This is a genomic window from Candidatus Protofrankia californiensis, assembly GCF_900634765.1.
Taxonomy (GTDB): Bacteria; Actinomycetota; Actinomycetes; order Frankiales; family Frankiaceae; genus Protofrankia; species Protofrankia californiensis.
Genome location: NZ_CAAAFT010000352.1, coordinates 3,222 through 17,532, shown reverse-complemented (window position 1 = coordinate 17,532; position 14,311 = coordinate 3,222). Strand labels below are relative to the sequence as shown.

The window sequence follows — 14,311 nt, the reverse complement described above, 5'->3', positions numbered from 1 at the left end:
AACAGCCACTGCAGCGGGCTGCGGCGGGCCGGTGCCGCCGGACGGTCCACGCTGGCCAGCAGCAGTGCGCCCGCGCCGGCGGCGACGGCAGGCCCCCCGTTACGCAGCCAGTCGGCGGGATGCGCGGTGGCGACAATCCCGCCGGTGACCAGCACGGCCAGCGCGACCGTCCCGGCTGACGTCGCCCACCAGAACCCCCGGGCCGGGGTGGCGCCGGCAGAGCCGCTCGTCGCCGGGGTGGAGTCGCCGGGGCTGCTGGTCGCCGTCCGGACCTGCGCTGTCCGGACCTGCATGGCCACCACCACCGCGGCCGCCGTGGCGCCCAGCAGCCATTCGGCTACCCGGACGTGGCTGCCCAGGGCCAGTTCGGGCAGGTCCGCGCCTGCGGCGGTCCGGGCCGGACCGACCAGGCAGGCGCCGGCGGCAAGCAGCGCGGTGACGGCCGCGGTCAGCCAGGCCGTCCAGCCCGTCCGCGCTGGCCGTCCGATCCGCCGGGCGATCCACCACGCGCCGGCCAGCAGCAGCGGTCCCGCGACGGCGAACTGTTCGACCAGGCTCAGCAACCACAGCAGACCCAGCGGGTCCACCTGGGCGGGACGGTCGGCGTACCAGTTGCCGTCGGCGCCGGTGAGCTGGCCCCGCGCTACGAGGTCGAACCAGTTCCCCAGCTGCGCCAGACCGGCAACAGCCTGCGGGCCGAGCTGCCGGGCCTGGCCGGGCGGGCTGAGCGCCACGGCAAGCCCCATGGTCGCGGCGAGGGTGAACAGCAGCAGCGGAACCCGCTGCTTGAAGTGGTCGCGGTATGCGGTGCCCAGGCCGAAGGCAGCGCGATCATGTTTTTCTCGCGCTGCCGGAGGCCCAAGTTCCTGGGCTGCTGAGCGGAGCCTGCCGTCCAGGCGTGACCATGCGGCACCCAGCAGGGTGCGGGTGGTCAGGTAGCCGGTGGCGGCCAGCACCAGATCCGGCCCGAGCAGCTCCGCGCGGAATCCTCCGGTGCTCTGCAGCATCACCGCGAGTACCGCAAGACCGAACACACCGATGACGGCACGTGACGGGGGAAGGGTCAGCGTACCGCCCTCCAGGTCGAGAAGCAGTCCCGGATCGTCTGTTCGGCAGCCCTGCCGGCGAACGACTCGTGCCGGTCCCGCAGCGGGTCGACGGTACTGGGATCAACGTGGAAGTCCACCCGCCACCAGTACAGGCCGGCCAGAGCACGTTCCCGCGCCATCCGGCAGGCGGCGGCGAACCAGCGTTGCTGGACGACCTCGTTGACCGGGCCACCGTTGTTCGGATTGGCCGGATGCCGGTAGATGCCGTCCTGGGCAGGAGCGCCCACCTCATACAGCAACAGGCCGGGTATGGTGCCGCGGGCCCGGCGGTCCAACCAGGCGTTCCAGCCCGCGGCCAGTTCCTCCACGGAGGCGTCGTCGGGCAACGGCAGTTCCGGGTAGGCGTCCACGCCGACCCGGTCCACCGGCATCCGGACCGTGGTGTGCACGAACACGTCCCAGTTGAACGCGTACCCGGTCTCGCCGCTGAACAGGGTCCGGGCGTATGCGGCCAGATCCGCCCAGTGCGGGTCGCCTTCCAGGGAGTTGAGTTCCGTACCGATCACCACTGTGGCGACGCCGGTCCGCTCGGCGAGGGCCAGGTAGGGCGTGAGGAAGCGGCGATAGGAGGCGAACCAGGCATTCCGCTCGACCGGCCTGATCGTTCCACGCCAGTCCAGCCGGTTGGCGGCGGTCAGGTTCCGTTCGTCGAGTGTCGGACGTAGGGTGACGCGCAGGCCGGAGTGCTTGGCCTCGTCCAGGAGGATGCCCAGCCGCTCCGGTGTGGGGGTGCTCCGGGCGCCGTGGACGGCGTTGGACCTGGCCGTGTCGGTGAAGAAGGGGAAGGAAACGCAGATCGCGTTGGCTTCCAGGTCGACGACGTAGTCGACGATCTGTCGTGCCTTGAGGCGGATCAGTTCGACGGAGTCGCTGGGATTGTCGTCCCAGTAGACCTGGACGCCGAGTTCGGGCCGCCCGGGATGCCAGGGGTAGGCGACCGCGGGGCCCGAGCCCGGAGCCGAGGCGGAGGCCGGGCTCGGGTGCTCTGCGCCTGAGGCCCGGCTTGGGACGCCGTCCGCCGCGGGCGCCGTCTGCGGCGCGGCCGGCCGGAAGGCGGGCGTGCGTTCCTGCGGTACGGCGGCGCAGCCGGTGCCCGCGGTGAGCATGACAAGTATGGCGACCAGCGTCATGCCGGCCGTGTCCAACCTGATCACATCGGTTTCGCGATCACGTTGAAGGTGGATTCGCCGTTGCGCAGGAAGCGGACCAGCCCCCGGAACACCGCGATCGCTTCCAGTAGGGAGAAGACCGGAATCAACAGCAGCAGGCACGGCGGTTCCCACCACCGGCGCCGGGGGTGCTCCGAAGCCCCTGCGTTGATCTTCAGGCCCTCCCAGTAGAGCCAGATGCTGTAGGCCATGTTGGACGCCCAGATGGGCAGCAGCACGGCGCTGACCGGGGTGGTGTCGGTGTCCCCGAGCAGCGCACCGACCAGGACGATTAATCCCAGGTGCTGGATCGGTCCACATGCCCAGATCAGCACGTTGTGCAGGAGAAGCAGCCGGTGGCGCAACGGGACGGTGCGGTTGGCCGCCAGCCGGAACAGCCCCCAGGACCAGCGTTCCCGCTGCCGGACGAAGTCGGCCACGGTGGCCGGGGACGCGCCGTAGGAACGTCCGGGGAACCAGTCGCTGCCACCGGGGTGGCGACCGCAGAAGAGCAGGGCGAACTGGGCGTCCTCGACGATGGCCTGGGGGCCGAAGTCCCAGCCGGTCGCCGCCTCCACCGACGCCCGGACCAGCAGCAGCTCCCCGTGCAGTCCGGCGCGCGGCATGCCGCGGCCGGTGGTGGCCGCGAACAGGCTGATGTCGCACCCCGGGCGGACCGCGTCGGCCAGCCACGTCAGCTTGCTCACCGCGTGTTCTCGCGGGTAGCTCAGGACTCCCTGCGCGAGGTGGCGGGCGTGCGCCCCGGCCAGCCACTGGGCGTTGAGGAACCGGGCCAGGGCCTCGGCGGTGTCGGGACCGACGCCGGTGTCGTCGTCCATGTGCAGCACCCACACGTCCCCCCTGGCCTCCCCCTCGGCGTAGCGCAGCTCGTGGGCGTAGTGGTTCGCGCGGGCCTTGAAACGGGTGCCGCCCGGGGTGCGGTAGCCGCGGGGCACGGTGACGACGCGGATCAGGTGGTCCGTCGCCGCCAGCGCGGCGATCTGGTCATAGGCCGCACAGCCCTCCTCGACGACCACGTCCACCCGCAGGTACGGGAAGTAGTCCGGCAGATACCGGCAGAAGGAGCGAACCACCCGCTCGAGGGCGGGGTAGGTGTCGTGGCGTCCCACGGTCGGGACGACCACGATCAGCGGATTGTGGACGATTGCCGCGCTGACCGGCAGTTTGCGGTTGCGGCGCAGCCGAACGGCCGTGAGCACGCTCCCGTACATACCGATGACGGTGTTTGTGATGGGCAGTGTCCAGACCACCGCGGCTATCCAGCCCATGAAGCCGAAATCGGGGTCGCGGGCCCAGGCCCACCATCCGAAGGCGCCGAACGCCATGAAGCCGATCAGAAACGAGCTGAAACCGGGCCGCCATACCCACCGCTGCCGGGATTTGGCCAGCGGCATCGTGTCGTGCTCGACGGCGGTGGCCCAATCCAAGGATTCCCGGCGCATGAGATGCTCGGACGTGGTCACGCGGCTCCCCCCACAGGAGTACTGATCACGGTCCCCGAAACAATACGCCAGCCGGACCGGAGCGGGTGTATCCCGTAGGCGACGGTTGCTGTTGCCGACGGCGGCCGTAGCCTACCGGCGGTCTCGATGCGCGTGCCGTTCAGGGTCGACAGTAGCGCTTCGTGGTGATTCCGTTGTCGCCGGTGGAGCCCGTCCCGGTCGGGTTTTACTCCGGTTGGGACGGGAACTCCCGACCACCCTGAGACATCCGTCTGGCGTGCTCGGTGAAAAGTGCGGCGGTACTCGACGGGTGGATCACGCGGAGGCCGTCGTAGTCGGGGTAGTGGGAGCCGTCGTCATTGCGCCCGGTGAGGAGCCAGAACTGGTCGCCGTCGCCGTCGCGGCCTTCGACCTCGGCCGTCCAGGCCGCGTAGACCGTGTTGCGGGCGGCCTCGTCGTCCCGCCAGGAGAATTCCTCCAGCACCGCCGGCACCCCGGCGTCGGCGGCGTCACGGAGGTGGTCGTGAATCCATCGGACGCCCCAGTCCGGCGATTTTTCACCCCATTGCTGGGGATGGAGATGAAATGTTCCGTAATCGATCGCGGGCAGCCGGACGAGTCGATGCCAGGCCACCCCCTCGCGGTTGGAATAGGGGTGGTCGGCCGCGCCGGCACGGCCGTAGAAACCTTCGTCGCCGACCGCGACCAGCTGGCGGGGCGCCAGCCGCTTGACATGTTGGCTCATCTCGTCGGCCCAGGCGACCAGCGTGTCCCCGGACGGGTCGGACGGGCAGCGGGGCTCATTGGCCAGCTCCCAGGTCATGACCGCCGGCTCGGAGTCGTACGGCACGCCCGTGTACCGGTTCCGCCGGCTGATCACGTGCTTCACCCAGGCCTTGTAGCACTTCCTGATGGTGCGGCGGTGGAAGAAGTCGTCGTGTTCGGCGGAGAACCATGCGGCGTACTGTGGGATCCCCCCGAAGTCGCCCCAGTTGTTCGCCAGGACAATCACCAGCCGCAGCCCTAGCTGCCCGGCCCTGAAGACGGCGTAGTCCAGGTGCTCGAAACCGTCCTCGTCATATCTGAACGGTTCCGGCTGCAACACCACGCCATCTGCCGCAGCGCCGTCGAGGAAGCCCCAGCAGCGGACCACCCGCAGGCCCATCGTCGCGGCGTCGCTCAGCACGCTGTCGGTCATGCGCCGGCTCTTGTAATGCAGGTAGTAGTTGTTGGTGCCGCAGAAGCGGAAGCGTCTGCCGGCGAGCAGGAACGCGCCGCCGTGAACCCGGACGAAATCAGGGGTCCCACGGCCGGTGGGGCTGGATCCAGCAGGGGAGGACACGGTCCGGGACGATACGGCCATCCCCGGGGTGGGGCCATCCTCGGGGTGGGGCTGTCCCGGCGTTGCCGGGACCGGTCGTCCCGATCGTCCTAGTCGTCTATCGTCACCCGGCGTATCCGGTCGTTGCAGTTGTCGGTGATGTAGAGGTGGCCCGTGACGTCCAGGCCCAGGCCGTTGGGATCGCACAGGTGGGCTGCGGTGGCTGGTCCGTTGTCGCCGGAGTAGCCGGCCACCCCGCTGCCGGCGACGGTGGTGATGACGCCGTCGGTGCCGATGCGGCGTACCCGGTTGTTGTCGGTGTCAGCGATGTAGATGCGGCCGTCGCCGGCTGTCGCAACACTGCCCGGATTCGCCAGGTGGGCTGCGGTGGCTGGTCCGTTGTCTCCGGAATAGCCGGCTACCCCGGTGCCGGCGACGGTGGTGATGACGCCGTCGGTGCTGATGCGGCGTACCCGGTTGTTGTCGTTGTCGGCAATGTACAGGTTGCCGGCCGTGTCCACTGCCATGCCACCGGGCTTTGCCAGGTGGGCTGCGGTGGCTGGTCCGTTGTCGCCGGAGTAGCCGGCTACCCCGGTGCCGGCGACGGTGGTGATGACATCGTTGGTGCCTATGCGGCGGATGCTGTGGTTGCCGGTGTCGGTGATGTACAGGTTGCCGCCGGCGTCCACCATGACGCCGGTCGGTTTCGTCAGCTGGGCTGCGGTGGCTGGTCCGTTGTCGCCGGAGTAGCCGGTCACCCCGCTGCCGGCGACGGTGGTGACGGTTCCGGCGACGTTGATGCGGCGGATGCGGTTGTTGTCGGTGTCGGCAATGTACAGGTTGCCGGCCCTGTCCCGGGCCACGTCCGTGGGAGTGGCGAAGTGGGCCTGGGCGGCGGGTCCGTTGTCGCCGGAGAAACCGTATGTACCGGTGCCGGCGACGGTGGTGATGACGCCGTCGGTGCCGATGCGGCGGATGCGGTTGTTGCCGGTGTCGGCGAAGTAGACAGCGCCGGTGTTGTCCACCATCGGATCGTCCGGCTTGCTCAGTTGGGCCGCGGTGGCTGGCCCGTTGTCGCCGGAGAAGCCGGCGACGCCGGTGCCGGCAGCCGTTATGATCATGCTTGGTCGCGACGATCGGCTGATCAGCAAAGCGATGACCACGACGATGACCGCCCAGACGGCTACGCCGGCGGCGACGACCCGTCGACGCCGCCGGCGGCGGGCGCCGTCCGCCGGTTTCGGGGCGATCGGCTCGGGCACGAGCACACGCCGTGCGGTCACTTCGCCGTCCTGGTCGCCGTCCTGGTCGATGTGCTGGTCCGCCCGCTGGTCAATGTGCCGGTCGACCCGCCGGTCAGTGGTGCGACCGATGCCCGGTGCCGGTATCGGTGCCGGCACCGAAATCGGCACCGGTGTCGGTGTCCGCCCCGGGGCCTGCCGGCTGTCCGGTGGGGGCGGCGCCGTCCGGCCCGGCGGCGCCGCAACGGCCTGTCCGCCGGCGAGTCCGGACACCCTTCCCGCTCCCGCCGGGTACCGTGCGGCCTCGCGGACGTCGTCGGCGACGTGCAGGCTGATCGCGCAGCGGCTGGTCCAGCGCGGGCCGTACGCGCGGGCGGCGGCGCGGGCGAGGTCGAGGGCGAAGGCCCGGGCTGTGGGATGCCGTAGCGCCGGGTCCCGGTCAAGGGTGCGCATGAGGATCTCCGCCACGGATTCGGGAACGCCCGCGGGGGGCAGCGTGGGGAGGTCGACCTTCTGGCGGATCAGCGCCATCAGGGGCAGTTCCGGGTTGAACGGCGGAGCGTCGGCGAGCATCTCGTAAAGGACGATTCCCAGCGCGTACAGGTCGGTGGCCGGGCTGAGGCGACCGCCGTCGAGCTGTTCGGGTGCCATGTATCTCGGCGTACCGACGATCGTGTTGGCGGTGACCGTGGTGGCGTCGAAGATTTTCGCAATGCTGAAGTCGGTGACCTTCAGCAGGCCGTTGCCCGAGAACAGCACGTTGTCGGGCTTGATGTCGCGGTGCAGCACGCTCTTGCTGTGGGCGCAGTCCAGTGCCTCGGCGATGGCCAGCCCCGCGGCGCAGGCATCCTCGGCGGACAGCGTCCGGTGCCGGCGGGTCAGGGTTCCTCCGGAGAGCAGTTCCATGATGAGAAGGCACAGGCCGTCGTGCTCGACATAGTCATAGATCCGGACGATGTGCGGGTGGTCGAGCCCGGCCAGCAGACGGGCCTCGGTCGTGAAGGCGGTGGGGACGTCGGGGTCCGTCATCCCGGGCAGGATCTTGATCGCCACGTCTCGGCCGAGGCCCTGGTGGTGTCCGGCGAGGACCAGACCATGCCCGCCGCTTCCGAGCTCTTCACCCAACGTGTAGTTGGGCAGCGCCGCGGCCACGCGAGAAAGATCGACTAACGGCACGGATCCACCTCGTAGTGGCCGGGGGACTCCGGCCTCTGGCGTCGCGAAAAACATGATCGCGCCGCCTTCGGCCTGCTGGCCCCCGTCGCGAGTATCCGAAAGCCCAGCCCCGCTCCGGCTCCCAGGAACGTCAGTGCGGGCAGGACATAACGGTGATCGAAGCCGGCCGTCAACGGCGGTATGGCCAGCAACGTCAGACCGGCGGCGGTGATCAGCGAAAGCGGCGTACGCAGCTGGGCACGGTAGCGACCCGCCATTGCGATTCCCAGGACGGCGCCGAACAGCAGCAGGCCCAGTACCGGCCCGGGGACGGCCACCCGACGCTGATAAACCTCCAACCAGGTGGCGAACGGCTGGTGCAGGCGGTGCGCACCGTCGCCGTGTTCGTAGGCGCGGACGTCCTCGGGACTGCTGCCACCGGGAATGAAGGTCCGATCGGGGACCGGGTCGGGTGGAACGTGAAACACGAAGGGACGCACCATGCCCGCATTCGGGTAGTCGGTCAGCCGCGGCCCGAACGTCCGGGAGAAGTCCCGTAGCACGATACCGGCGTAGTCCAGCGGCTGCGTCACGACGGCCCGCCGGGCGAACCTTCCGGCCAGCGATTCCTTCGCCGGGCTGAAAACGGCACCGGGAATACCATGTAACGGCGTGTCGGTGTGCCAGATGTAGTTCGACGGCGGCTGGCGCGCGTCGAGCCGTTCTCGCGGGCAGAGAACCGCCAGGTCGGCCGGCGGGTGCGTCCGGGCACAGTCCACGAACGAGGTCGTCCGGGAATAGAGGAAGACTCCGTCGCTTCCGACGATGCCGACCTGCCCGTGCACCGTCTGGAACCAGACGCCGTAGCAGCCCAGCGGTATGAGCAGGGTCAGGCAGAAGGCGAGTACGGGTCGCCACCCGGGACGGCGGGCCAGCAGCCAGAGGCCCGCCACCACCGCCAGTGGAAGGCCGACCGTGCGGGTCAGGGTCGCCCCTGCCAGCAGCCCGCCCGCGGCCAGGGCGGCGATCGTGGGCGGCCGGCGCCACCACAGCAGGGTCACGACAGCTGCCACCGCCAGGACGGTGAACAGCGTCTCGGCCATCACCATGTGTTCGACCTGGATCTGATATCCGTCGAAGAGCTGCGGGACGGTGGCGAGGGCGGCAAGCCAGCCGGGCATGTCGTACCGGCGGAGCAGCGCGTAGATCATGACGGCGACGGCCAGGCCCAGAAGATGCTGGACGACGACGACGAGCCGGAAACTGTGGAACGGTTCCAGCACCATCAGGAAGAAGCTGTAGCCCGACGGCCGGACCACGTACGGCTGCGGTCGTAATGCCACACCGAGGTATTCGAAGCTGTCGTTGAACCACAGGGCGGGCACGTAGCCGATGACCGCCGTGAGACGTACGACGGCCGCCGCCGCCAGCATTGCGGTGAACACCGGATGCCGGGAGGCCAGGCGAACCCCTCCGGAACACCAGGCCGTGCCGGAGGCGTACCAGCGGGCGTGTAACTTGCGGCCGACCGACGAAACCTCGCGCAGTATGGACTCGCGCAGTATGGACTGCGCCCGGGGGAGGAGCTGCGCGGTTCGCCGCGTCCGGGCGTGTTGCCGGCGGCTCGAATAGAACATCACTATCCGGGCCTCCCCCGTCTCGCCATCCATCGACCTGGAACGGACCGGACGGACCGGCTTTGCCGGTCCGTCCGCAACCTCGGCTCCTGATCGGGCGCGCCCTCCCCGGGAGCACTGCCTCCGGATGCTGCGCACCGAACCCTGCGCGTTCTCGGCCGGGCCGATACACATCATCCGCTGTGAGCAGGAAGTCGCGGGCCCTGCCAGGAATTACCCGGACGCGGCCCGTTGCTTGCACGGCGATTCTCGAACACGTCCTGGAACACGTCATGGACGACGATTCCCGGACGCCTTCCATGGTCTGTCTGGTGGATATTGGCCGATCCGTGCGATTGAAGATCCACCAGGCAGGCCCTTAGAACCAGCCGCGGCGGGCGCCCAGATGCTGGAGCTGTTCGTGCAGCAGGCCGGCGAGATGGTGGCGGTCGGTGTCGTGGTGGCCGACCCGCAAGCGGCTGAGCGCGTCCCCACCGGAGTGCAGCAGCCCGCCGCGCCGGTCGGCCTCCAACACCACGTCCATGCCGGACGGGTCGACCAGGAACGTCACTTCCAGTTCCTTGATACGGCGGGCGTACTCTCCGCCCGGATGCAGCTCGATCTCCTGGTAGAAGGGGAGGTCCGAGCCGGACAGCCGGCCCTTTTCCACGTCCGCGGAGTGGAACCGGAAACCGAGGTCGCCGAGCGCGGCGAGTACCGCCTCCTGAACGGGCAGCGGGTGCACGTTCACCGGGTCGAGGTCGCCGGGGTCGACCGCTCCCGGAATGTCCACCGTGGTCTTCACACCGATCTTCATGCCGTGCAGGTGCCAGCCGCCCACGTCGGTGATCGGGGTCTGCCAGGGGACCGGCAGCTCGAACCGTTCGCCGGTTTCCTGGTTGGCGGCGACGGTGAACTTCCCGCCGATGCTGCGGGTACCGAAGCTGACGTTCTCGTACCAGGTGGAGTCGTCGGTCTCGACCTCGACGGTGGCCTCGAGCGCGACCCGCACCTCGTTGATCTCCTGGTCGACCTTGCCACCCCTGACGGTCACGGTCCCGGTGACCAGCCCGCCGGGAAGGACCTCGGAGCGGTCCAGGACTGTTTCGACGTCGGCGTTGCCCACTCCCAGCCGCGCCATCATCCGCTTTATGCCCACGCGCCTTGCCCACCCCTCATACCTGTCATACCTGTCATCGTGTCTGCCGTCATGTCTGTCGTCGTGCCCGGCGTCGCGATGCCGGCACCGCACATCCCGACCGATGCCGAACATCGCCGCGGGTTCTTACGCTCTCACACGAGGATTACCGCGACCCGCGGCCGTCCGAGTCATACCGCGGACAGCCACGGGTGGGCGCAGCGCCGCCGAGGGGTTCACCGGCCGCCCCTGGCCGAGTACGCCCAGCGTGGAGACCGTGGGACAGGTGACAAGCGTGCCGACAGGTCCTGCGGATCTGCGTCCACGGTGGGCGGACGGCAGGCCCCGACAGCCCTGCCGGCGAGGACATGCGGGAGCCTGCGCGTCGCAGGTAAACCGCTCACCGTCACCATGCGGACATGGCCGCGGACGTGCCCCCCGAGGGTCCATGCGGCACTTGTCGGACATCGCATGCATCGAGACGATACGATTCGTTCTTGTGACCTGCATCGTCGGTCTTGAGCATGACGGCAGGGTGATTATTGGTGGTGACAGTGCCGGGGTGGCCGGCTACTCCATCACGGTCCGCGCTGACACCAAGGTGTTCCGTAACGGCGAGTTCATCATGGGCTTCACCTCGTCGTTCCGGATGGGACAGCTCCTCAGGTACAGCCTGGTCCCGCCCGCCCCCCAGACATGGGACGTCGACCGGTTCATGGCCACCGACTTCATCTCCGCGGTGCGTGACTGCCTACGCGAGGGAGGCTACACACGCACCGAATCGGGATCAGAGGCCGGCGGGGTGTTCCTGGCAGGTATCCGCGGTCGGTTGTACCGCATCGACTCCGACTTCCAGATCGGGCGGAGCATCGACCTGTACGACGCGGTCGGCTGCGGCGAGGAGTTCGCGCTGGGATCCCTGCACGGCAGCGCGCATCTCGACCCGCAGGACCGGGTGCAGCTCGCGCTGGAAGCAGCCGCGCACCACTCCTCGGCGGTGTGCCCGCCGTTCCACGTCATATCCGCCCCGGATCCCGACTGACCGCGACGCCGGTCGGCCGTGACCCCGGTCGGCCGTGACCCCCGTCGGTTGTCCGGGCTGACCGGAGCGTTGACGGGCTGACCGCAGCCGCCTGCCGACCGACGGTCAGCGTCGGCGCGGCCATCCGCGCAGGATGGCGGCGGCTCTCGCCCGTCCGCCGGCGGTCGGTTCGAAGGCGTCAGAGGCGGTCTTCAGCGCGCCGTACTCCTCGTCGGTCAGCTCGATGTCGGCGGCGGCGACGTTGCTCTCCAGCTGGGCGACGCTGGAGGCCCCGGGGATCGCCACCACGTTCGGATGCCGGATCACCCATGCCAGCGCGATCTGTGCCGGGCTTGCGTCGTGTGCCGCGGCGACGTCGCGCAGGACGTTGAGCACCGGCCGCGCCGCGTCCAGGTTGCTCGGCAGGAACAGCGGATGCGACGTGCGTATCCACGAGGTCGGACGGCGTTCCCGGGTGTACCGGCCGGACAGCACGCCCATCGCCAGCGGGCTGTAAGCGATGATCAGCCGGTCGTTCTTCACCGCGTGGGGCAGCAGGTCCCTTTCGGCCCGCGGCTGTAGCAGGCTGAACTCCACCTGATTGGACAGCACCGCAGCACCGAGCGCCTCCTCGGCCGCCTGCCAGCGCTCCAGCGAGTAGTTGCTGACGCCGACCGCGTCGACGAGGCCGACCCGCTGCAGCGCGGCCATGCCCCGCATGGTGGTGGTGTCACGCAGCAGGGGATGGGGCTGGTGCACCTGATAGAGGTCGATCTGCCGGACGCCGAGCCGGTTGGCGCTGGCCACCGCGCGCTGCTCGACGACCGGTGCGACCGGCAGCGCCGGGAACAACTTCGTGGCGACGAAGGACGTCTCGAGCGCGCCGGCTTCCCTGAGCGCGGAGCCGAGAATCCGCTCGCTGCGCCCGAAGCCGTACACCTCAGCCGTGTCGAAGAGCGTCACACCGAGCTCGAGCGCGCGCCGGACGATCGTCGGCGCCTCACTGGCGGCGTAAACCGCGCCGTAGCCCCACTCCCGGGAGCCGAACTGCCAGGTCCCCAGCCCGATTACGGAGATCTTCTTCTTTGTTGTTACTCCATCGACATACCGCATGACTCCAGTGAACGCCGTCGAGAGCCGGCGCGCGACCTGGTTACGCCGAGGCGCGGCCGTCCGCCGCTTGGGTGTCCGTGCTGCCCGTGCTGCCCGTGCCGTCCCCGTGGCACCTGCCGGCCCAGTGCCCGTGGTGCCGCCGGCCGAGTACCCGCGGTGTCCGCTGGCTGACAGCACCGCGACCGTTATGGGCCGTCGAACCGGTCCCGGCTGGGCTGCTAGTTTTCTAGACGCCTCCGGCGAAGCGAGAACCCATGCAGTCCGGTTTCGTGCGGGTCCGCGTCCGTCCCGGGCGCCCGACGTCGGGGCAGATCGACGTGACGGGTGAAGGGCGAAGGGGAGTGCGGTGGTCCAACAGTTCAACCGGGGGCAGAAGAGCCAGCTGTCCGCGGTCACCCCGGGCACCGACCTCTACGTAGGGATTGCCCTGACCGCCCCCGGCCTCGCCTGGGACGTCTCCTGCTTCGGTCTGGACGCGGACGACAAGCTGTCCGACGATCGCTACTTCGTCTTCTTCAACCAGCCGAAGTCACCCGAGGGATCGGTCCAGCTCCTGGGCGAACAGGCCGGTGACACCCAGTCATTCCGAGTGACGTTGGATAAGGTACCGGCAAGCATCCACAAGCTGTCGTTCTGCGCGGCAATCGACGGTGCGGGAGCGGCGTCGCAGATCTCCGCCGGCTATTTCCGGATCGTCGTCGGCGGTACCGAGGTCCTGCGCTACGGGTTCACCGGCGCGGACTTCACCAACGAACGCGCCGTCATCATCGGCGATCTCTACCGCAAGGGTGTCTGGAGGGTTGCCGCCGTCGGGCAGGGCTTCGCTGGCGGGCTTGCGGGGCTGATCCGCTCCTTCGGCGGCGAGGTGGAGGACACATCACCCCCGCCGCAGCCCGCGCCGGCCGCGCCCAGCGGGTTCGGCCCGCCGGCAGGCGCTACCCGGACCCAGGCGTCGCCCCCACCCGCGGCGCCGCCGCCCGTTCCGCCGGCACCACCACCGGCACCGCTCCATACCCAGCCGGTTGCATCCCCGCCGGCACAGCCGGGCTACAGTCACCCGCAACCGGTGCAACCGGGTTACGAACAGCCTCAGCCGGGTTACGGGCAGCCGCAGCCAGGTTATGGGCAGCCGCAGCCCGGCTATGCGCAGCCCGCCGCCGGGTACGGCCAGCCCGGTGGCGCCGGAGTCGTCCCGCCTCCGCAGGCACCTGGACACGGCCAGCAGGTACCCGGCGGATTCGGGCCGACCGAGATCCTGCCGTCCCAGATCCAACCGGTGGTGCCGGGCGCAATGAACAGCCTGAGCCCCTACCGGGAGGTCCCCGCGGCCGGTCGCTGGACACAGCAGAACGGCAAGCTGGTCAGGGTCACTCTCGGTCAGGGGCCGGACGTCCTTGCCCTGCGCGGGTCGATGGTCGCCTACCAGGGCGACGTCGACTTCGACTACAAAAGTTCCGGCCTGCGCGGGTTGCTCGAGAACAAGCTCACCGGTCAGGGCCTCAAACTCATGACGTGTAAGGGCCGCGGCGAGGTCTTCCTCGCCCAGGACGCCGGCGACCTGCACATCGTCGAGCTCAACGGCCAGTCGCTGTGCATCAACGCGAAGAACATCCTGGCGTTTGACAGCTCCCTGCACACCGAGATCAAACGTATCGAGAGTCCCGGCATCCCGGGAGGTGGTTTCTTCCACTTCGAGGTGTCCGGTCAGGGGACGATCGTGGTGATGACCAAGGGAACCCCGATGACGTTGAACGTTGCCGGACCGACGTTCGCCGACATGAACGCGCTGGTCGCCTGGACGTCCGGAATGCGGGTGAGCGTGTCGACCCAGGTGCGCATATCCCGGCAGATCTACTCCGGCAGCAGCGGCGAATCCCTGGCACTGCAGTTCATGGGTTTCCAGGGCCATTTCGTGGTCGTCCAACCGTACGAGGTCTAGGCGGCCGAAGAGTGCACGATGATGTTTCCGATCGCGCACTCGGAGGC

9 protein-coding genes and 1 pseudogene are annotated in these 14,311 nt (G+C 69.2%); 2 read left to right on the top strand and 8 right to left on the bottom strand.

Features of this window, described 5'->3' with window-relative positions:
* The 7 genes and pseudogenes from DD1DGNOD_RS27230 to DD1DGNOD_RS18245 all read right to left on the bottom strand — a co-directional run.
* A pseudogene (locus DD1DGNOD_RS27230) lies at positions 1-1,034 on the bottom strand (hypothetical protein); the annotation flags it as partial.
* A 29-nt stretch (positions 1,035-1,063) separates the two neighbouring features.
* Entirely contained in the window at positions 1,064-2,239 is a 1,176-nt protein-coding gene (locus DD1DGNOD_RS18270) for a glycoside hydrolase family 113 (RefSeq protein WP_131767675.1), read from the bottom strand.
* A gap of 20 nt (positions 2,240-2,259) precedes the next feature.
* Positions 2,260-3,741: a glycosyltransferase family 2 protein gene (locus DD1DGNOD_RS18265; protein WP_131770691.1), complete on the bottom strand. Its 1,482-nt coding sequence runs from the start codon at positions 3,739-3,741 to the stop codon at positions 2,260-2,262.
* 205 nt (positions 3,742-3,946) lie between these two features.
* Complete coding sequence (locus tag DD1DGNOD_RS18260) at positions 3,947-5,062, bottom strand: glycoside hydrolase 5 family protein (RefSeq protein ID WP_241251650.1); 1,116 nt, start codon at positions 5,060-5,062, stop codon at positions 3,947-3,949.
* Between the two features lie 89 nt (positions 5,063-5,151).
* Positions 5,152-7,458, bottom strand: coding sequence for a protein kinase domain-containing protein (locus DD1DGNOD_RS18255; RefSeq protein WP_165036842.1), 2,307 nt, complete (start codon positions 7,456-7,458; stop codon positions 5,152-5,154).
* Positions 7,449-9,107 carry a hypothetical protein gene (locus DD1DGNOD_RS18250; protein ID WP_206443281.1) on the bottom strand — a complete coding sequence of 553 codons (1,659 nt, stop codon included), beginning with the start codon at positions 9,105-9,107 and terminating at the stop codon, positions 7,449-7,451. The genes DD1DGNOD_RS18255 and DD1DGNOD_RS18250 overlap by 10 nt, the downstream gene beginning before the upstream one ends.
* Positions 9,108-9,432: 325 nt before the next feature.
* Positions 9,433-10,212, bottom strand: coding sequence for a sporulation protein (locus tag DD1DGNOD_RS18245; protein WP_131767663.1), 780 nt, complete (start codon positions 10,210-10,212; stop codon positions 9,433-9,435).
* 478 nt (positions 10,213-10,690) lie between these two features.
* Here DD1DGNOD_RS18245 and DD1DGNOD_RS18240 point away from each other — a divergent pair, with 478 nt between their 5' ends.
* A complete protein-coding gene (locus DD1DGNOD_RS18240; protein WP_131767662.1) occupies positions 10,691-11,233 on the top strand; it encodes a hypothetical protein in 543 nt (180 codons plus the stop codon).
* Positions 11,234-11,338: 105 nt separating this feature from the next.
* Here DD1DGNOD_RS18240 and DD1DGNOD_RS18235 read toward each other — a convergent pair whose 3' ends face one another.
* On the bottom strand, positions 11,339-12,325 hold the full coding sequence (locus DD1DGNOD_RS18235) for an aldo/keto reductase (RefSeq protein ID WP_131767661.1): 987 nt from the start codon (positions 12,323-12,325) through the stop codon (positions 11,339-11,341).
* Positions 12,326-12,671: 346 nt separating this feature from the next.
* Here DD1DGNOD_RS18235 and DD1DGNOD_RS18230 point away from each other — a divergent pair, with 346 nt between their 5' ends.
* Positions 12,672-14,264 (top strand): TerD family protein, encoded by a 1,593-nt coding sequence (locus DD1DGNOD_RS18230; RefSeq protein ID WP_131770689.1) that lies wholly within the window; start codon positions 12,672-12,674, stop codon positions 14,262-14,264.
* Positions 14,265-14,311: the final 47 nt, after the last annotated feature.